The 18,871-nt window shown below is 66.8% G+C and carries 12 protein-coding genes; 6 read left to right on the top strand and 6 right to left on the bottom strand.

Annotation, left to right across the window (positions count from 1 at the left end):
• Positions 1-81 precede the first annotated feature (81 nt).
• Positions 82-1,911, top strand: a complete 1,830-nt coding sequence (gene glmS / locus C7456_RS11290; RefSeq protein ID WP_109723864.1) for a glutamine--fructose-6-phosphate transaminase (isomerizing) — start codon at positions 82-84, stop codon at positions 1,909-1,911.
• A gap of 111 nt (positions 1,912-2,022) precedes the next feature.
• Here glmS and C7456_RS11285 read toward each other — a convergent pair whose 3' ends face one another.
• From C7456_RS11285 to rfbB, 6 genes are all read right to left on the bottom strand, one after another.
• Positions 2,023-4,956 carry a TonB-dependent receptor gene (locus C7456_RS11285; protein ID WP_109723863.1) on the bottom strand — a complete coding sequence of 978 codons (2,934 nt, stop codon included), beginning with the start codon at positions 4,954-4,956 and terminating at the stop codon, positions 2,023-2,025.
• A 245-nt stretch (positions 4,957-5,201) separates the two neighbouring features.
• Complete coding sequence (locus C7456_RS11280; protein ID WP_109723862.1) at positions 5,202-6,614, bottom strand: mannose-1-phosphate guanylyltransferase/mannose-6-phosphate isomerase; 1,413 nt, start codon at positions 6,612-6,614, stop codon at positions 5,202-5,204.
• Positions 6,615-6,618: 4 nt separating this feature from the next.
• Positions 6,619-7,554 (bottom strand): dTDP-4-dehydrorhamnose reductase, encoded by a 936-nt coding sequence (rfbD, locus tag C7456_RS11275; RefSeq protein ID WP_109723861.1) that lies wholly within the window; start codon positions 7,552-7,554, stop codon positions 6,619-6,621.
• Complete coding sequence (gene rfbC / locus C7456_RS11270; RefSeq protein WP_109723860.1) at positions 7,551-8,108, bottom strand: dTDP-4-dehydrorhamnose 3,5-epimerase; 558 nt, start codon at positions 8,106-8,108, stop codon at positions 7,551-7,553. The genes rfbD and rfbC overlap by 4 nt, the downstream gene beginning before the upstream one ends.
• On the bottom strand, positions 8,105-8,995 hold the full coding sequence (rfbA, locus tag C7456_RS11265) for a glucose-1-phosphate thymidylyltransferase RfbA (RefSeq protein ID WP_109723859.1): 891 nt from the start codon (positions 8,993-8,995) through the stop codon (positions 8,105-8,107). The genes rfbC and rfbA overlap by 4 nt, the downstream gene beginning before the upstream one ends.
• Positions 8,992-10,041 carry a dTDP-glucose 4,6-dehydratase gene (gene rfbB, locus C7456_RS11260; protein WP_109723858.1) on the bottom strand — a complete coding sequence of 350 codons (1,050 nt, stop codon included), beginning with the start codon at positions 10,039-10,041 and terminating at the stop codon, positions 8,992-8,994. The genes rfbA and rfbB overlap by 4 nt, the downstream gene beginning before the upstream one ends.
• A 151-nt stretch (positions 10,042-10,192) precedes the next feature.
• On the opposite strand from rfbB, the gene C7456_RS11255 reads away from it, so the two are divergent.
• The 5 genes from C7456_RS11255 (at position 10,193) to C7456_RS11235 (ending at position 18,866) form a co-directional block, all read left to right on the top strand.
• Positions 10,193-11,356 carry a trans-sulfuration enzyme family protein gene (locus tag C7456_RS11255; protein ID WP_109723857.1) on the top strand — a complete coding sequence of 388 codons (1,164 nt, stop codon included), beginning with the start codon at positions 10,193-10,195 and terminating at the stop codon, positions 11,354-11,356.
• 71 nt (positions 11,357-11,427) lie between these two features.
• Positions 11,428-12,186 carry an ABC transporter permease gene (locus tag C7456_RS11250; protein WP_245889845.1) on the top strand — a complete coding sequence of 253 codons (759 nt, stop codon included), beginning with the start codon at positions 11,428-11,430 and terminating at the stop codon, positions 12,184-12,186.
• Entirely contained in the window at positions 12,176-13,534 is a 1,359-nt protein-coding gene (locus C7456_RS11245; RefSeq protein WP_109723856.1) for an ABC transporter ATP-binding protein, read from the top strand. Before C7456_RS11250 ends, C7456_RS11245 begins: the two co-directional genes overlap by 11 nt.
• Positions 13,531-17,841, top strand: coding sequence for a glycosyltransferase (locus C7456_RS11240; protein ID WP_109723855.1), 4,311 nt, complete (start codon positions 13,531-13,533; stop codon positions 17,839-17,841). The genes C7456_RS11245 and C7456_RS11240 overlap by 4 nt, the downstream gene beginning before the upstream one ends.
• Positions 17,838-18,866, top strand: a complete 1,029-nt coding sequence (locus tag C7456_RS11235; protein WP_109723854.1) for a GHMP family kinase ATP-binding protein — start codon at positions 17,838-17,840, stop codon at positions 18,864-18,866. Before C7456_RS11240 ends, C7456_RS11235 begins: the two co-directional genes overlap by 4 nt.
• Positions 18,867-18,871: the final 5 nt, after the last annotated feature.

The following is an 18,871-nucleotide window of genomic DNA, read 5'->3' as shown; positions in this document are numbered from 1 at the left end:
CGGATGCTTTCCCTCGCTTCTCGCCACTCGCCACTCGCCTCTCTCCACCCGCTTTTGACCCATCGACAGGTACCAGGACCCATGTGTGGAATCGTCGCCGCCACCGCCCAGCGTGACGTCGCCCCCCTGCTGATCGCCGGCCTCAAGGCGCTGGAATACCGCGGCTACGACTCGGCCGGCCTGGCCGTGCTCGACGGCGGGCAGATCCGCCGCGTGCGGGCCAAGGGCAAGGTGCGCGAGATGGAGGCGCTGTATCGGGCCGACCCGTTCCCCGGCGGCACCGGCATCGCCCACACCCGCTGGGCCACCCATGGTGTGCCCAACGAGGCCAACGCGCACCCGCACGTCGCCGGGCGCGTGGCGATCGTGCACAACGGCATCATCGAGAACTACGCCGACCTGCGCGCCAGGCTGCAGGCCGGCGGCCGCGCGTTCACCTCCGAGACCGACACCGAGGTGATCGCGGCGCTGGTCGACGAGCGCCTGGCCGCGGGGCTGGACCTGCGCGAGGCGGTGCTCGCCGTGGTGCGCGAGCTGGAGGGCGCCTACGCGATCGCGGTGATCGACCGCAACGCGCCCGGCCGCGTGGTCGGCGCACGGCGCGGCGCGCCGCTGCTGGTGGGCCTGGGCATCGGTGAGAACTTCCTCGGCTCCGACGCGCAGGCGTTGGTGCAGGTCACCCACCGGGTGATCTACCTGGCCGAGGACGACGTGGTGGAGATCACCCGCGAGAGCGTGCGCATCCACACGCTGGACGGCACGCCGGTGGAGCGCCCGGTGCACGAGAGCGAGCTGTCCGCCGACGCGGTGGAGCGCGGCGAATACCGCCACTACATGCAGAAGGAAATCTTCGAGCAGCCGCGCGCGGTGGCCGACACGCTGGAGGCGCGGCTGGGCCCGCACGGCGTGCTGCCCAACATCTTCGGCGCGGGCGGCGACGAGCTGCTGGCGAAGGTGCGCGGCCTGCACATCGTCGCCTGCGGCACCAGCTACCACGCCGGCCTGGTCGCCAAGTACTGGATCGAGGAATACGCGCACCTGCCGGTCGGCGTGGAGGTGGCCAGCGAATACCGCTACCGCGACGCGGTGGTGCCGCCGGACACGCTGTTCGTCGCCATCTCGCAGTCCGGCGAAACCGCCGACACGCTGGCGGCGATGCGCGAATCGAAGCGCCGCGGCTACCTCGGCACGCTGGCGATCTGCAACGTGCCCGAATCCTCGGTGGTGCGCGAGGCCGACCTCCGGCTGATGACCCGCGCCGGCCCCGAGATCGGCGTGGCCTCCACCAAGGCCTTCACCACCCAGCTGGCCGCGCTGGCGCTGCTGGCGCTGCAGCTGGCGCACCAGCGCGGCCTGGACGCGGACCGCTACGCCGGGTTGTGCGCCCAGCTGGCGCACCTGCCGCGCGCGATCGAGGACGCGCTGGCGCTGGAGCCGGCCATCGTCGCGCTGGCCGAGCGCTTCATCCCGCGCCAGCACGCGCTGTTCCTCGGCCGCGGCGTGCAGTACCCGGTGGCGCTGGAGGGCGCGCTCAAGCTCAAGGAAATCTCCTACATCCACGCCGAGGCCTACCCGGCCGGCGAACTCAAGCACGGCCCGCTGGCGCTGGTGGACGAATCGATGCCGGTGGTGGCGGTGGCGCCCGGCGGCCCGCTGCTGGAGAAGCTCAAGTCCAACCTGCAGGAAGTGCGCGCGCGCGGCGGCGAGCTGATCGTGTTCGCCGAGGGCGAGGCCGGCATGGACGGCAACCCCGCGCGCGGCGCACTGTTGCGCGTGGCCTCCGGCGGCGACTTCATCGCCCCCGCGGTATTCACCGTGCCGCTGCAACTGCTGGCCTACCACGTGGCCGTGTTGCGCGGCACCGACGTGGACCAGCCGCGCAACCTGGCCAAGTCGGTGACGGTGGAGTGAGCGCACGGGCGGATGCCCGCCGCGCCGCGCGAAGCCGGAACCGCCAGTTCCGCCGAAGCGGCACCGGCCGGTCCGCTCTCCGCCGTCGGCTCCGGCTGGGCTGCGTTGCCCTTACAGCTTGTAGTTGAGCCCGAACATCACCGTGCGTCCCCAGGTGTCGTATTCCAGCGGCCGCGCCACCGCGACGCCGTTGGGCAGGGCCGAGATCTGCTGGGTCTTGTCCGCGGTGTTGGTGAGGTTGTTGACCTGCAGCAGGATCGACAGGCCGTTCCAGCGGCCCTCGGTGAAGGCGTAGCCGAGCTGCAGGTCGGTCTGGCGGTTGGCCTCGATCTGGGTGTAGCCGAGCTGGTCGAACAGCGCCACCGCCTCGCCGGTGAAGGCCGAGCGGTAGCGCTCGGCCACGCGCACCGAGAGGCCGTGCTTCTCGTAGTACAGCGCCAGGTTCGCCACCTTGCGCGACAGGCCGGGCAGGGTGGCCGGGCTGCCGGGGATCGAGGAGATCGCGCTCTTGGGCAGCGAGCTGTTGGTCAGCGAGAAGTTCGCCTGCATGCCGAAGCCGTCCAGCGCGTCGGCCAGCAGCCCGCCCTCCAGCGCGCCGGACAGTTCCAGGCCCTGCATCTTGCCGCCGGTGCCGTTCTCCGGCCGGGTGAACGAGCCGTAGTTGCTGGTCGGCGTGAGCGTGGGGTTGTCGTTGGTGTAGCCGGAGAAGTCGTAGTCCAGCGTGGTCTGGTTGTAGATGTAGTTGAGCAGGTTCTTGTTGAACACCGCCACCGCCACGTAGCTCGACTGCCCGAAGTACTTCTCCCACGACAGGTCCGTGCCGACCGCGATGTAGGGCTTGAGCTTGGGGTTGCCGCCGCTGCCGGACCACAGCACCTGGCCGGCGGCCGGGCCCTGCTCCACCCGGGCCACGCCGGCGGAGCTGGCCACCTTCTCGTCGTCGATGCGGCCGCGCGCCATGGTCTTGGCCAGGCCGAAGCGCAGGTACTGCCTGTCGCCGATCTCGGCCCGCAGGTTCAGGCTGGGCAGCAGGTCGTGGTACTTGGCGCCGCCGGTGAGCCGGCCGACCAGGGCGTCGCCGTTGGTCTGGAACGCGGTGGAGGACTGGTCGGTGCGCACGTACTGCACGCCCACGTTGCCGACCAGCGGGACGCCGCCCAGCGAGGTGTCGATGTCGAACTTGACGTAGGCGACCGGTACCTTCTCCTCCACCGTGTAGTTGCGGTTCCAGTCCGCCTGGCCGTTGCGCTGGGTGAGGTAGAACTGGCTCTGCAGCGCCTCCAGCACGTCGTAGTTGACGATGCCCGGGATGCCGCCGTAGCTCAGCGAGGTGGGGGCGTACAGGAAGGCCGGGTCGATCGGCACGCCGAAGGCATGGTCGTAGGCGCCGGGGTCCGAGGCGTTGCCGTTGAGCCAGGCGAAGTAGACGTCGGCCTGCTTGGTCTTCTTGCGGTCCGAGTAGTCCACGCCGAGGGTGAAGTCGCTGAAGATCCAGCCCGCCGGGTGGGTGGCTTCCAGGCGGATCGCCTTGATCGTGTCCTTCTGCCGGTCGAATTCCTCGCGGCCGTTGTAGCCGTAGTTGTCCGGGTCGGTGAACACGATGCGGCTCGCGTCGGCGAGGTCGATGCCCGGGATGAAGTGCGGGTAGCCGTCGCGGGCGGGCAGGTAGAACCGCGTGCTGGCCAGCCCGCCGTCCGCCAGGCCGCTGAACAGGTAGGCGTCGTGCAGCTTCTTCTTCGCGCTGGAGTAGGAGAGGTCGGCAGTGGCGGCCCAGCCGTTGCCGAAGTCGTACTGGTTGTTCCAGCCCGCCGAGAACAGCTTGTCGTGCTCCTTGGTGTACTCGTTCTGCAGGATCGGCGCGATGCCGCTGATCGTGCCCGAGGTGACGATCGGGTACGGCTGCTGCGGCGTGAGCCCGATGTCCGCGTAGGAGGGAACGCCGTTGTAGTCGTAGGGGCCGCTCGCCCACTGCACGCCGTTGGTGAACTTGCGCTCGTTGAAGGTGGAGTAGTACAGGTCCAGCGTGGAGTGGTAGTGCTCGCCGGGCGCCCACTCCAGCACGGTCATCAGGCCGTTGCGCAGCTGGTTCTCCGACTGCGCGCGCAGCTGCATGCCCTGCTGCGAGATCACGTCGTCGGGCAGCCCGGGCGTGTGCGGGCCGCCCCAGTTCTGCTCGATGCCGGCCGGGCCGTTGTCCACGCTCCACCACCAGGCCTGGTACTGCTTGGCCTGGATCGGCGAGTCGAGCTGGGCGATGCCCACCGCGACGCCCAGCGTGTGGTCGAAGAACTGGTCGATGTACGAGAAGCTGGCGCGGTGCCCGGTGTCGCCGATGCCCACGCCGGGATTGAGCTTGCCGTTGGTGGTGTGCTCGCCGCGCAGGTTGACCGCGATGGTGCGGCTGGGCAGGTCCAGCGGGCGGATCGTGTGCAGGTCGACCGTGCCGGACAGGCCCTGGCCGATCAGGCTGGCGTCGGGCGTCTTGTAGACCATCGCGCTGCTGATCAGCTCCGAGGGGTACTGGTCGTACTCCACCCCGCGGTTCTCGCCGATGGTGGCCTGCTCGCGTCCGTTGAGCGTGGTGCCGGCGAAGTCGGGCGACAGGCCGCGGATCGAGATCACGTTGGCGCGCCCGTCCAGGCGCTGGGTCGCCAGGCCGGGCAGGCGCGCCAGGCTCTCGGCGATGCTGGCGTCGGGCAGCTTGCCGATGTCCTCGGCCGAGATCGCCTCGACGATGTCCTTGGCGTCCTGCTTGGCCTTCAGCGCGTTCTCGATGCTGCTGCGGATGCCGGTCACCACGACGGTGCCGAGCGTGCGCACGTTCTCGTCCGGCTTCTTCGCCGGCTTGGCGGCAGCCTGCGGCTGCTCCTGCGGGGCCTTGGCGTCGGCCGGCGCCTGGGTCGGCGGCTGTTGCGGCGGGGTCTGCTGCGGCCAGGCGCTGCCGCTCGCGCACAGCAGGGCGGCGGCGCAGGCCAGGGCCAGCGGATGCCGTGGACGACCGGGGACGCGCGAGGTACGCGCCGGCAGCGGGCGGCGAAAATCCATCGGGTCTTCCTCCCTTGCGAATGGAAGGGTGGCTTTTGCGATGGAAGGCTGCTGCCACCCCGGCTGCGGGCGCCGCCACGTCGAACGGGATCGCATCCGTTCGCGGTGGCGCGGCGGCGTGCCGCGGACTTCATGAGCATCCGCGAGCGTGCGAGGTGCTGTCATCATGCGACGCAGCACGATCCTGCGATGCAGGCGTGCCGGCCGCGCAGGATTTTTCACGGGGGGAAGCGGGAAGGGCGCCCTCAGGCGCGACCGTAGACGTCGTCCAGCCGCACGATGTCGTCCTCGCCGAGGTAGCCGCCGGACTGCACCTCGATCAGCTCCAGCGGCACCTTGCCCGGGTTGCGCAGGCGGTGCACGCTGCCGAGCGGGATGTAGGTGCTCTGGTTCTCGCCGAGCAGGAACACCTCGTCGTCGCGGGTCACCTCGGCGGTGCCGGAGACCACGATCCAGTGCTCGGCGCGGTGGTGGTGCTTCTGCAGGCTCAGGCTGGCGCCGGGCTTGACCACGATGCGCTTGACCTGGAAGCGCTCGCCGGCCTCCAGCGAGTCGTAGCTGCCCCACGGCCGGTGCACCACGCGGTGCAGCGAGTGCTCGCTGCGCCCGGAGGCCTTGAGCCGGTCCACCACCTTCTTCACGTCCTGCGCGGCATCGCGGCGCGCCACCAGGGTGGCGTCCGGCGTGGTCACCACGATCAGGTCGTCCACGCCCACGGTGGCGACCAGGTGGCGGTCGTGCGAGCGCAGCAGCGAGTTGTGCGTGTCGATCACGAGGGTGTCGCCCTCGCGCAGGTTGCCGTCGGCGTCGCGTCGGCCGGTCAGCCAGAGCGCCGACCAGGAGCCGATGTCGCTCCAGCCGCAGTCCACCGGCACCACCGCCGCGCGGCGGGTCTTTTCCATCACCGCGTAGTCGATGGAATCCTCCGGCACCCGCGCGAAGGCCTCCTTGCCGATGCGGATGAAGTCCAGGTCGCGGGTGGCGCCGGCGTAGGCTTCGCGCACCGCCGCCAGCATCGCCGGCGCGTGCTGCCCGAGCTCCTCCAGGTAGCGCGCTGCGCGGAACAGGAACATGCCCGAGTTCCAGTCGTAGCCGCCGTCGGCCAGGTAGCCCTCGGCGGTGGCCAGGTCGGGCTTCTCGACGAAGCGCTCGACGCGGAACACGCCGTCGCCGAGGCCTTCGCCGCGACGGATGTAGCCGAAGCCGGTCTCGGCGCGGTCGGGACGGATGCCGAAGGTGACCAGCCAGCCGTCGCGGGCCGCGGGCAGCGCCTGCGCCACGGCGGCGTCGAAGGCCTCGGGGCGGGTGACCAGGTGGTCGGCCGGCAGCACTAGCAGCAGCGCGTCGGGATCGCGCTCCAGCGCCTTCAGCGCGCCCAGCGCGATCGCCGGCGCGGTGTTGCGCGCCAGCGGCTCCAGCACGATGGCGGCGTCGGCGACGCCGGCCTCCTGCAGCTGCTCGGCGGCAAGGAAACGGTGGTCCTCGCTGGCGACCACGATGGGGGCGGCGGCATCAGGCAGGCGCCGGGCGCGCGCGACGGTCTGCTGGAACAGCGTGCCGTGGCCGCTGAGCGCCAGGAACTGCTTGGGCAGGTTGCGGCGCGAGACCGGCCAGAGCCGCGTGCCGCTGCCGCCGCTGAGGACGAGGGGCGTCAACATGCGCTCAGGATACCGGATCGGCCAGGCGCGCCAGCACCGCCGGCAGCTCCTCGCGCCAGTCCGGCAGCGGCAGGCCGAAGCGTTCGGCGAAGCCGCCGTTGTCCAGCACCGACCAGGCCGGCCGGCGCGCCGGCGTCGGGAAGTCGCGGGTGCGGATCGCGCTGACACGGGGGGCGCGCGGCAGCAGGCCACGCGCCACGGCCTCGGCCATGATGGCCTCGGCGAAGCTGTGCCAGGTGGTGTGGCCGCTGCTCACCAGGTGGTGCGTGCCGGCGAGCGCCGCGCGCCGCGCCGGCGTCGCCGCGGCCCGGGCGTCCAGCGCGGCGAGCGTGCCGCGCACGATCAGCGCGGTGCTGGTCGGCGCGCCGTGCTGGTCGGCCACCACGCGCAGCTCCTCGCGCTCGGCGCCCAGGCGCAGCATGGTGCGCAGGAAGTTGTGGCCGTGCGGCGCGTAGACCCAGGCGGTGCGGAAGATGAAATGCTCGGCGCCGCTGGCGCGCAGCGCCCGCTCGCCGGCGAGCTTGCTGCGGCCGTAGGCGCCGAGCGGGTGGGTGGGGGCGTCGACCGGGTAGGGCGCCGTGGCGTTGCCGTCGAACACGTAGTCGGTGGAGTAGTGCACGACCAGCGCGCCGTGCGCCGCGGCCCACTCGCCCAGCACGCCGACCGCCTCGCCGTTGACGCGGGTGGCCAGCGCCTCCTCCTGCTCGGCGCGGTCGACCGCGGTGTAGGCGGCGGCGTTGACGATCACGTCGGGGCGTACGCGATCCAGCAGCGTCGGCAGCGTCCGCGGCGCGGCCAGGTCGGCCTGCTCGATGGCCGCGCCGTCGAAGCGCCGGCCGTCGCGGCTGGCGGTGGCGAGCATGCCGCGCGCGGCCAGGCCGCCGTCCTCGACGAAGCTGCGACCGAGCTGGCCGTTGGCGCCGAGCAGCAGGAGGTTCATGCCGCGAAGACGGGCAGGCGCTCGGCGGGCACGTCGCGCAGGAACGGCGTCTTGCCGTCCTTGTCGGACAGGACGGGCGACGCGACCGGCCAGTCGATGCCGATGTCCGCATCGTTCCAGCGGATGCCGGCGTCGGCCCTGGCGTCGTACAGCGCGGTGCACTGGTAGGTGAAGGTGGCGAATTCCGACAGCACGCAGAAGCCGTGGGCGAAGCCCTCGGGAATCCAGAAGTGGCGATGGTTTTCGGCGGTGAGCATCGCGCCGACCCAGCGGCCGAAGGTGGGCGAGCCGCGGCGGATGTCCACCGCCACGTCGTACACCTCGCCTTCCAGCACGCTGACCAGCTTGCCCTGCGGGTTGGGCCACTGGTAGTGCAGTCCGCGCAGCACGCCGCGCGCCGAGCGCGAGACGTTGGACTGCACGAAGCGGCAGTCGATGCCGGCGGCGCGGTACTTCGCCTCGTGGTAGCTCTCGTAGAAGAAGCCGCGGGCGTCGCCGAGCACCTGCGGCTCGATCACCAGGGCGCCGGGAAGCGCGGTCTCGATCACCCTCATCGCACCGGTCCCTGCTGCGCGATGTTGCGCAGGTACTGCCCGTAACCGGTCTTGGCCAGCGGCTCGGCCAGCCGCAGCAGCTGTTCGCCGTCGATCCAGCCGTTGATAAAGGCGATTTCCTCGGGGCAGCACACCTTCAGTCCCTGCCGGTTCTCGATCGTCTCGATGTAGTTGCCCGCCTCCATCAGCGACTCGTGCGTGCCGGTGTCCAGCCAGGCGTAGCCGCGGCCGAGCTGCTCCAGGTGCAGCGAGCCGTCCTCGAGGTAGCGGCGGTTGAGGTCGGTGATCTCCAGTTCGCCGCGCGGGGAGGGTTGGAGGGCGGCGGCATAGTCGCTGGCGCGGCCGTCGTAGAAGTACAGGCCCGTGACGGCGTAGTGCGACTTCGGCCGGGCGGGCTTTTCCTCCAGGCCGATGACCCGGCCCGTGGCGTCGAACTCGGCCACGCCGTAGCGCTGCGGGTCCTTCACCCAGTAGCCGAACACGGTGGCGCCGTGTTCGCGCGCGGCGGCGCGCCTGAGCCGCTCGGTGAGGCCCACGCCGTAGAAGATGTTGTCGCCCAGCACCAGGCAGCTGGGCCGGCCGCCGAGGAACTCGCGGCCGATCAGGAAGGCCTGCGCCAGGCCGTCCGGCGAGGGCTGCACCGCGTAGCGGATGTCGACGCCCCACTGCGAGCCGTCGCCCAGCAGGCGCTGGAACAGCGCCTGCTCGTGCGGCGTGTTGATCACCAGGATCTCGCGGATGCCAGCCAGCATCAGGGTGGCCAGCGGGTAGTAGATCATCGGCTTGTCGTACACCGGCAGCAGCTGCTTGCTCACCGCCTGGGTGATCGGGTAGAGCCGCGTGCCGGAGCCGCCGGCGAGGATGATGCCCTTGCGTGCGTCGCTCATGCGCCCAGCCGCTCCATGCGGTAGCTGCCGTCCAGCACGCGCTGTACCCATGGCTGGTTGTCGAGGTACCAGTCCACCGTCCGCGCGATGCCGCTCTCGAAGGTCTGCGTCGGCCGCCAGCCCAGTTCGCGCTGCAGCTTGCCCGAGTCGATGGCGTAGCGGCGGTCGTGGCCGGGGCGGTCCTTGACGAAGGTGATCAGGGATTCGCGCGGCCGCCCGTCGGCCAGCGGGCGGCGCTCGTCGAGCAGCGCGCAGATGGCCTCAACCACCGCGATGTTCTCGCGCTCGGCGTTGCCGCCCACGTTGTAGGTCTCGCCCACGCGGCCGGCTTCCAGCACGCGGCGGATCGCTGCGCAATGGTCGCCCACGTACAGCCAGTCGCGGACGTTCCGGCCGTCGCCGTACACCGGCAGCGGCTCGCCGGCCAGCGCCTTCTGGATCACCAGCGGGATCAGCTTCTCCGGGAACTGGTACGGCCCGTAGTTGTTCGAGCAGTTGGTGGTCAGCGTGGGCAGGCCGTAGGTGTGATGGAAGGCGCGCACCAGATGGTCGGAGGCCGCCTTGGAGGCCGAGTAGGGCGAGTTCGGCGCATACGGCGTGGTCTCGGTGAACTTGCCGTCCTCGCCCAGCGAGCCGTACACCTCGTCGGTGGACACGTGCAGGAAGCGGAAAGTCTCGCGCGCCGCGCCGTCGAGGCCGCGCCAGTAGTCGCGCGCGCATTCCAGCAGGGCCAGGGTGCCGACCACGTTGGTTTCCACGAAGGCGGCCGGGCCGTCGATGGAGCGGTCCACGTGCGACTCGGCGGCGAAGTTCACGATGGCGTCCGGGTGGTGCTCGGCGAGCAGCCGGCCGACCAGGGCGCGGTCGCCGATGTCGCCCTGGACGAAGACGTGCCGCGGGTCGCCCTCGAGCGCGGCCAGCGTGTCGCGGTTGCCGGCGTAGGTGAGCTTGTCGAGGTTGACGACGCGCAGCCCGCCGGCGACGGCCTGCAGCACGAAATTGCCGCCGATGAAGCCGGCGCCGCCGGTGACTAGGAGGGTCTGCATCAATGGCCCTTTGGATGCTTCCGTGAGACGCGCATTGTGGCATGAGCCGGCGACCGAAGGCACGCCGGGCCTGCCCGCCGCGGTTCATGTAGCGGGGCCGTCACGAGGTAATATGTGCGGTCATTTGCCGAGCGCGGAGACTCCTACGCCAATGACCAAGAAGAACGCGAGGGCGCTGGGCCTGGGCACGCGTGCCATCCACGCCGGGCAGGCGCCCGACCCGTCGACCGGCGCCATCATGACGCCGATCTACGCGACCTCGACCTACGTGCAGGAGAGCCCTGGCAAGCACAAGGGCTACGAATATTCGCGCACGCAGAACCCGACCCGCATGGCCTACGAGCGCTGCGTGGCGGACCTCGAAGGCGGCGTCGCCGGCTTCGCCTTCGCCTCCGGCCTGGCAGCCGCCGCGACGGTACTGGACCTGCTCGACTCGGGCAGCCACGTGATCGCCATGGACGACCTCTACGGTGGCAGCTACCGCCTGTTCGAGCGGGTACGCCGGCGTTCCGCCGGGCTGGATTTCAGCTTCGTCGACCTGAACGATGCTTCCGCGCTGCGGGCCGCGCTCAAGCCCAGCACCCGCATGATCTGGGCCGAGACGCCCACCAATCCGATGCTGAAGCTGGTCGACCTGGCCAAGATGGCCGCCTTCGCGAAAAGGCACGGCCTGCTGCTGGTGGTGGACAACACCTTCTGCTCGCCCATGCTGCAGCGTCCGCTGGAATTCGGCGCGGACCTGGTGCTGCATTCGGCCACCAAGTACCTGAACGGCCATTCGGACATGGTCGGCGGCATCGTGGTCGCCGCACATGCCGAGCTGGCCGAGCGGATGGCGTTCCTGCAGAACTCCGTGGGCGCGGTGGCCGGGCCGTTCGACGCCTTCCTCGCCATGCGCGGGCTGAAAACCCTGCATTTGCGCATGCGCGCGCACTGCGAAAACGCACTGGAACTGGCACGCTGGCTGGAGGGGCACGCGGCGATCGAGCGCGTGCTCTATCCCGGGCTGAAAAGCCACCCGCAGCACGCGCTGGCCCGCCGGCAAATGAAGGGCTTTGGCGGCATCATCAGCGTCGAGGTCAAGGGCGGCTGGACGAAGGCGCGCCGCATGCTGGAGCGTTGCGAATTGTTCGCGCTGGCCGAGTCGCTCGGTGGCGTGGAGAGCCTGATCGAGCACCCTGCCGTCATGACCCATGCATCGGTGCCCGCGGCCAACCGCAAGCGGCTGGGCATCAGCGACGGATTAGTGAGGCTCTCGGTGGGCGTCGAGGACGTCATTGATCTCAAGACCGAACTGGACACCATCTTGCGATGATGCATCAAGCTGCACGAAGCTATCCACTGCATCCATTGGCGCCCTACGGCTCCTTGGCTCGACATGCCCGATTGATCGTCGAACTGTGTAGGCGCGATATTTCCGGCCGTTATCGCGGGTCGATGGGAGGGCTGCTATGGGCTTTCATCAATCCCCTGCTGATGCTGGCTATCTACTCCTTCGTATTCGGCTACATTTTCAAGTCGCGCTGGAACGTGGCTACCAGCGGTGATGTGCACTTTTCGATCGTGCTGTTCGTCGGCCTGATCATCAGCAATTTTTTCTCGGAGTGCCTCAATCGCGCGCCGCAGTTGGTGGTGAGCAACCCGAATTACGTCAAGAAGGTGGTGTTTCCCCTGGAGACGCTGTCCTGGGTCGCAGTGGGCACAGCCCTGTTTCATGCCATCATCTCGACGATCGCCCTCCTCGTGGCCATGTTTCTGACCGGTGCGTCGGTCCCGTGGACAGCGCTGCTGTTTCCCTTGCTGCTGCTGTTATTCCTGCCGATGCTGGCTGGACTGACCTGGCTGTTTGCGGCTCTCGGAGTGTATTTTCGCGACGCGCAGCAGATCATTGTCGTGCTGACCACCTCACTGGTATTTTTGGCGCCCATCTTCTATCCGCGCAGCAGTCTGCCAGCGCGATACCAATGGCTGCTTTCCCTTAATCCCCTGAGCTACGTGGTGGAAGGTGCGCGGTCACTGCTGCTATGGGGCGAGTTTCCGGACTGGCAGGCCACCTTGGGCTACCTTTTGGTTTCTTGCGCCGTAGCCTGGCTTGGATGGTCAGCATTTCAGGTTACGCGTCGAGGTTTTGCCGATGTTATTTGACGACGTGGCGATCTCTGTTCGCGGGATCAGTAAACGATACGAGATCTATGCCAAGCCGGTGGATAGGCTCAAGCAGATGGCGGTGTCCGGTGTACACCGCCTGGTCGGCGGCAGAGGTGCTCACTATTTTCGCGAGTTCTGGGCGCTGCGCGACATCGATCTGGAGGTTCGTCGTGGCGAATGCGTCGCCATCATCGGGCGCAACGGTTCGGGAAAATCCACGCTTTTGCAGATCATATGCGGGACGGTCCGGCCCACGTCCGGTGAAGTCGCCATCGAGGGGCGCGTCGCTGCGCTGCTGGAACTGGGCTCCGGTTTCAATCCGGAATTCACCGGCATCGAGAATGTTTATCTGAATGCGTCCCTATTGGGACTATCGCGGGATGAAGTCGAGCGCAAGATGGACGATATCCTGGCTTTCGCCGATATCGGCGACTTCGTCCATCAGCCCGTAAAGACATATTCCAGCGGCATGGCGGTGAGGCTTGCGTTCGCCGTGCAGGCACAGATTGATCCCGACGTGCTGATCGTGGACGAGGCACTTGCCGTAGGTGACGCGCGTTTTCAGGCGAAGTGCTTTGCAAGACTGAAGACCTTGCGGGAGCGTGGCACATCCATCCTCTTGGTGACTCACTCCACCGAGCAAGTCGTCACCCATTGCGACCGTGCCGTGCTGATTGATCGGGGTCTTAAGCTGGACGAGGGCGAACCCCGTCACATCGTCAATCGTTACCTCGACCTCCTATATGGCCGCATTCCGGTCGAGGGGAGGGGCGAGGATCCGGGCGTTAAGGTGCCTAACGAAGTAACGGTTAACTCGCAACTGCAGGAATGGGACGCAGAATTCGGAGAGCGCTCGAGCGGATGCTTCACTGAGCGGCCTTGGTACAACCCCTACGAACATCGCTGGGGCGATCGTCGCGCAGAGATCATGGACTTTGCTGCGTTCGTCGGCGAACAGCCTTTCCCGCAGGCAGTGCCGTGCGGCGCGGCTTTTTTGCTCTATGTGCGCTACCGTTTTTTGTCTAATATCGTCCGGCCGATTTTCGGCATGACGCTCAAGACCAAGGAAGGCCTGACTGTATATGGAACCAATACAGAAATGGCGAGTGTGGAGGCGGTGCCCACACACGGGGACGCGGGGCGCTCCGGGGTGCTCATGTGCAGCTTCCGGATGAATTGTGCGCCGGGCGATTATTTCATTTCGCTCGGCATCGCCAGCCGGGACGTGAACGGGGAAGTCGTTCCGCACGACAGACGTTATGATTCCGTCCATGTCCGGGTAGAACCCATTGGGTCGTCTTTTCTTGGCGTCACCGATTTGCAAGCGAAACTCGAGTTCCTATGAGCCATCCAGAGACCCGCGCATCCATGCTCCGCGCCTATCGGTATGATACAGGCACGGATTGTTGGGTCCGTCAGGAGAACTCCCCGGAATGGGCCTATTCCGATGGTGAGGCCGTCGAGCAGCGGATATACGATCTCATTGCTGAATGCGAAGATCGCTCGGTTCTGTCGCCGCAGCTGGCTGAGCGCATCTCGGACTGGCCGACGCAGTACTACCTGAGTTCAAGGCGCGCCAATCTACTGCGTCCCTTCGAGTCGCTGCTGCGGGGAAGCGTGCTGGAGATCGGCGCTGGATGCGGCGCGATCACCCGGTACCTGGGCGAGACTGCGGCGTCCGTCGTCGCCCTCGAGCCTTCGCTGCGTCGGGCTCGAACCGCCGCCAAGCGCTGCGAGGGCCTGCGCAACGTAAGCATCGTCGTCGACGATCTGGAACGCTTCCAGAGCGATGCACGCTTCGACGTGGTGACGCTGATTGGCGTACTCGAATACGCGCACCGCTTTTCGGAAAGGCAGGATGCAGGGTTGCATTGGCTGAGGTTGGTGCGGAACCTGCTCAAGCCGGAAGGCGTGCTGCTGGTGGCGATCGAAAATCAGCTTGGTCTGAAGTACTTCGCCGGAGCACCCGAGGATCACATTGGACGCCCCATGGTAGGAGTCTCAGATAACTATCTCCCGCGTGGCGCCCGCACTTATGGCAAGGATGCGCTGGAACGGCTGCTGCGCGAAGCCGGCTTCGCGGACGTGGGCTTCGCCCTTCCTTTCCCGGACTACAAGCTGCCCAACTCGGTGCTACTGAGCGACGGCCGCGACGCCATGCCTGGCTTCGACGGGGGGGCTGCCCTGGCCGCAGGTTCCGCGGCCCGTGACCCGCAGCTGGGACGTCCGCCGCTTTTCGCGGTGGATCGGACGTGGAGGCTACTGGCCGAGAACAGTCTGCTGGTGGATATGGCCAATTCCTTCATGGCCGTGGCCCACGTGCGCCGCCCCATACATCGTTATGGCGAGGCGAATGCTCGCGTGTCAGCCTACCATTTCTCTACCAATCGCTTGCCGATGTTCGCCAAGGAAACGCGCTTCGAGCGCGGTCATGCAGGCGGTCGAGTAACGAAGAGATTTCTGCTCGAGGCTGAGGAGCGGGCACGGGGGCCGTATCTCTGCGCATTGCAGGATGAGGACTACGTCCGCGGCACGAACTGGATCGATGAGCTCTTTCTCATCTTGCTCCGAGATGGCTGGTCTATCGACCAGGTAGGCGATTGGCTACGGTCATGGGTGGACGCCCTTGCCGCAAAAGCCGGCGTCGATGTCCTATCGCTTCGCGAATCGGGATATGCGGCGGGGACCTTGTTGCCTGGACACTGCATCGATCTGCTGCCGCACAATCTCATTAGGACTTCCGACGGACAATTTCATTTCATCGATAGGGAATGGAAATCAAGTAGCCCGATCACGTTGGGCTATGCGGTTTTTCGGGGACTGTTCGAAGCGACCTCGGCTTGCCTTTTGGTTGCCAGACCGCAGGAACAGCGTCATGCGGTTCTGAGCGAATTCATCCGTGATGCCATGCGTGCTTGCGGCGAAGGGCTTGGCCCTGATTCCGAGGATCTGCGGGGCTACATGGATGCGGAGCGCCATTTCCAGAGCTCCGTGGGTCCCGGTGCCGGTCATTTGACTCTGGACACATTGGAGAACGCTAGGTTGCCGGTCTCCTTCGTCATGAAGGTTGAAGGGGGGGTTACTGCCGCACTGGAGGATGCGCTGCGCCGCAATCGTGAGCTCGACGACCTGCGCGGGGTTCACCAGGCGCTCCGCGACGAACACGAAAAGGTGGGATGCTGGGCCAAGCGACTGGACGCCGAGCTGTCCCAGTTGCGTTCCACCTATGCCGACTTAGTGAAGGAGCATGAGCAAGTTAGCCATTGGGCGAAGGAGCTAGACGCGAAGCTGGGTGACGCCCAACAGCAACTTGATGCAGTCAATGAAGAGCGCAACCGGGCGATGGCTTGGGGCCGTAATCTCGACAACGAATTGCATTCCTTGCGGGAAGCCTTCAGGAGCGCTCAGGGCCTCATCGAAAGCCTGAACTGCGAGATTGGGCAACTCAGGAGCCAATACGACGCGGTGATCCGGTCCCGTTCCTGGCGAATCACCAAGCCGTTGCGCTTTGCAGGGCGGCTTCTGCGGGGCGACTGGACCGCCGTGTTCCTTGCGCTGCGCGGCTCCCCACTGAGCCAGATGCCGTTGTTGCAGCCGCTGAAGTTGCCGGTGAAGCGCTGGCTGATGCGCAGGGCGGACAAGGCGGAGCAGTCGCGCCTGATGCCTGCGCTGCATCTTCCTGCCACCTCGACCGAGGCGGCGGCGATGGTTGAAGGGCTGGCCTTCCCGGAAACGACTCATCCTCTCGTCTCCATCATCATTCCGGCGTATGGTCGACTGGACTACACCGCGGCGTGTCTGCGCTCGATCATGACCCACATGCCCGAGGTCGAGATCGAAGTGATCGTGGCCGAGGACTGCTCCGGGGACACGGACATCCATGCGCTCGCCAAAGTGCCGGGGTTGCGCTACGAAGTAAACCCGCAAAATCTCGGCTTCATCCGCTCCTGCAATCGTGCCGCGGGCATGGCCAGGGGCGAATACCTGTATTTCTTGAATAACGACACCGAGGTGACGGCCGGTTGGCTGGACGCCATGCTCGATGTGTTCGAACGCTTCGACGACTGCGGCATGGTGGGCTCGAAGCTGGTGTATCCCGATGGCCGCCTGCAGGAGGCCGGCGGAATCATTTGGGCCGACGCCAGCGGCTGGAACTTCGGTCGGCTCGCCGATCCCGAGGAGCCGCGCTTCAACTATGTGCGTGAAACCGATTACTGCTCCGGTGCCTCCCTTCTGGTACGTAAGGAGCTGTTCGACGAGGTCGGCGCCTTCGACGAGCTCTACGTGCCTGCCTATTGCGAAGACTCCGACCTCGCGTTCAAGGTGCGTGCTGCAGGCAAGAAGGTGTACTACACGCCGTTCTCCAAGGTGGTCCACTACGAGGGCATCTCACATGGAACCGACGAGGGCAGCGGCATCAAGGCCTATCAGGTCGAGAACCAAAGGAAGTTCCTGAGTCGTTGGCATAATGAATTAGCCAGGCACTACCCGAACGCGCAGAACGTGTTCCGCGCGAGGGAGCGAAGTCGGGCCAAGCCGGTCGTGCTGGTCGTGGATCACTACGTTCCGCAACCTGACCGCGACGCGGGCTCGCGCACGATGATGCAGTTCCTGCGCGGGCTGTGCGACCTCGGTTGCTCAGTCAAGTTCTGGCCGGAGAATCTCTGGCGCGACCCGGTGTACACGCCCCCCCTGCAGGCCATGGGCGTGGAAGTGATCTACGGTTCGGCCTGGGCCGACGGATTCGAGCGCTACCTGCGGGAGTTTGGCGACCAGATCGACCAGGTATTGCTCAGCCGTCCCCACATATCGGTGCATTTCATTGATGCGCTCAAGAAGTACGCGCCCAATGCGCGGGTGGTGTACTACGGCCACGACCTGCATTTCGCGCGGTTGCGCCAGCAATACGACTTGAGCAAAGACGAGACGTGCCTAGCCAAGGCGCAGGAGTTCGAGCAAATCGAGCGCGGCCTGTGGGACAAGTCCGATCTGGTGCTGTATCCGACGATGGAAGAAGTCGAGGTAGTCGCGCGCATGGCGCCTGCCGTCGCCTGTCGCCAGGTGCAGGCCTATTGCTTCGACGGTTTCGGTACCCACGGGCACGACGATCCGCAAGCGCGTTCCGGTATCCTGTTCGTGGCCGGCTTTGGCCATCCGCCGAATGTCGACGCGGCCGTATGGCTGGTCAGGGACATCCTCCCCCGGCTGATTGCGATCGATCCGGCTACGCGGCTCTATCTGGTCGGCTCCAATCCGAGCGACCAGGTGCTGGCCTTGGCTTCCGAGCACGTGGTGGTCACCGGCTACGTGGAAGACGCCACGCTGCAGGACTTCTACAGGCGTTGCAGAGTGGCCGTGGTTCCCCTGCGTTTCGGGGCGGGCATCAAGTCCAAAGTCGTGGAGGCGCTGCAATGGGGGCTGCCGTTGGTGACCACCAGCGTGGGCGCCCAGGGGCTGGACAATCTCGGCCGCGTGGCCCGCGTGACGGACGAGGTGGACGCCATGGTCGAGGCGATTCGCGAGCTCTTGACCGACGACCAGATCTGGCATGAATTGTCGACCGCCTCCAGTCGCTACGCCGAGCAGCACTTCTCCCGGCAATCCATGCGAGTGGCGCTGGCGGAAATCTTCGAGGTGGAGGTCGTTCGATGATCGTTCGCGCGCGTGCGCCGCTTCGTCTTGGGCTGGCGGGAGGCGGCACGGACGTGTCGCCTTACTGCGACGTCTATGGCGGGCGCGTCATGAATGCCACCATCGACAAATACGCCTACGCGATCCTGTCTCCCTCGGAGTCCGGGCAATGCGAGTTCGCCGCGCTGGATGTGGGCGTGTCGGAAACGCATGCCTGCGGAGCCATTCCAGAGCAGGGGGGGGCTCTGCAGCTGCTGAAGGGAGTGCACGCGCGGATATGCCGCGACTTCCTTTCTGGGGAGGCGCGCCCGCTCAAGGTGCAGACATTCTCGGACGCCCCGCCGGGATCGGGCCTGGGTTCGTCGTCGACCATGGTGGTGGCTTTGGTGCAGGCCTTCGTGGAGCACTATTCGCTCCCCTTGGGCGAGTACGAGGTCGCCCACCTAGCCTACGAGATCGAGCGCACCGACCTCAAGCTGGCCGGCGGCAAGCAGGATCAGTACGCGGCGACCTTCGGCGGCTTCAACTTTATGGAGTTCTATGCCGACGACCGGGTCATCGTGAACCCGTTGCGCGTGAAGGACTGGGTCTGGTCCGAGCTCGAGGCATCCATCGTCCTCTACTTCACTGGTGTGTCGCGCGCCTCGGCGGACATCATCGACCAGCAGGCGAAAAACGTCGTGGAAGGAAAGCAGACTTCCATCGACGCGATGCACAGACTTGCGCAGGAGGCCGTGGAAATGAAGGAGAGCCTGCTACGCGGCGACCTCGACCGTCTGGCCAGCACCCTGCAGGCCGGCTGGGAAGCAAAGAAAAAAATGGCCAATTCGATCACGAATCCCCTCATCGAAGAGGTCGAGCGGCTCGCCTTCGCTCATGGGGCCCATGCGGCCAAGGTCTCCGGGGCGGGTGGCGGCGGTTTCATGATATTCATGTGCAAGCCGGAGAAGCGCATCGGTTTGACGCGCGCGCTGGCCGCGCACGGCGGACGACTGCTGGATTTCCATTTCACGCAACAAGGAGCCACCTCATGGCGAATAATGTAAAGGCC

Origin of the sequence: Fulvimonas soli, from assembly GCF_003148905.1 — a bacterium.
GTDB lineage: Bacteria > Pseudomonadota > Gammaproteobacteria > Xanthomonadales > Rhodanobacteraceae > Fulvimonas > Fulvimonas soli.
Note: the sequence above shows the minus strand (reverse complement) of the source record. Positions and strands in the feature narration are given on the sequence as shown.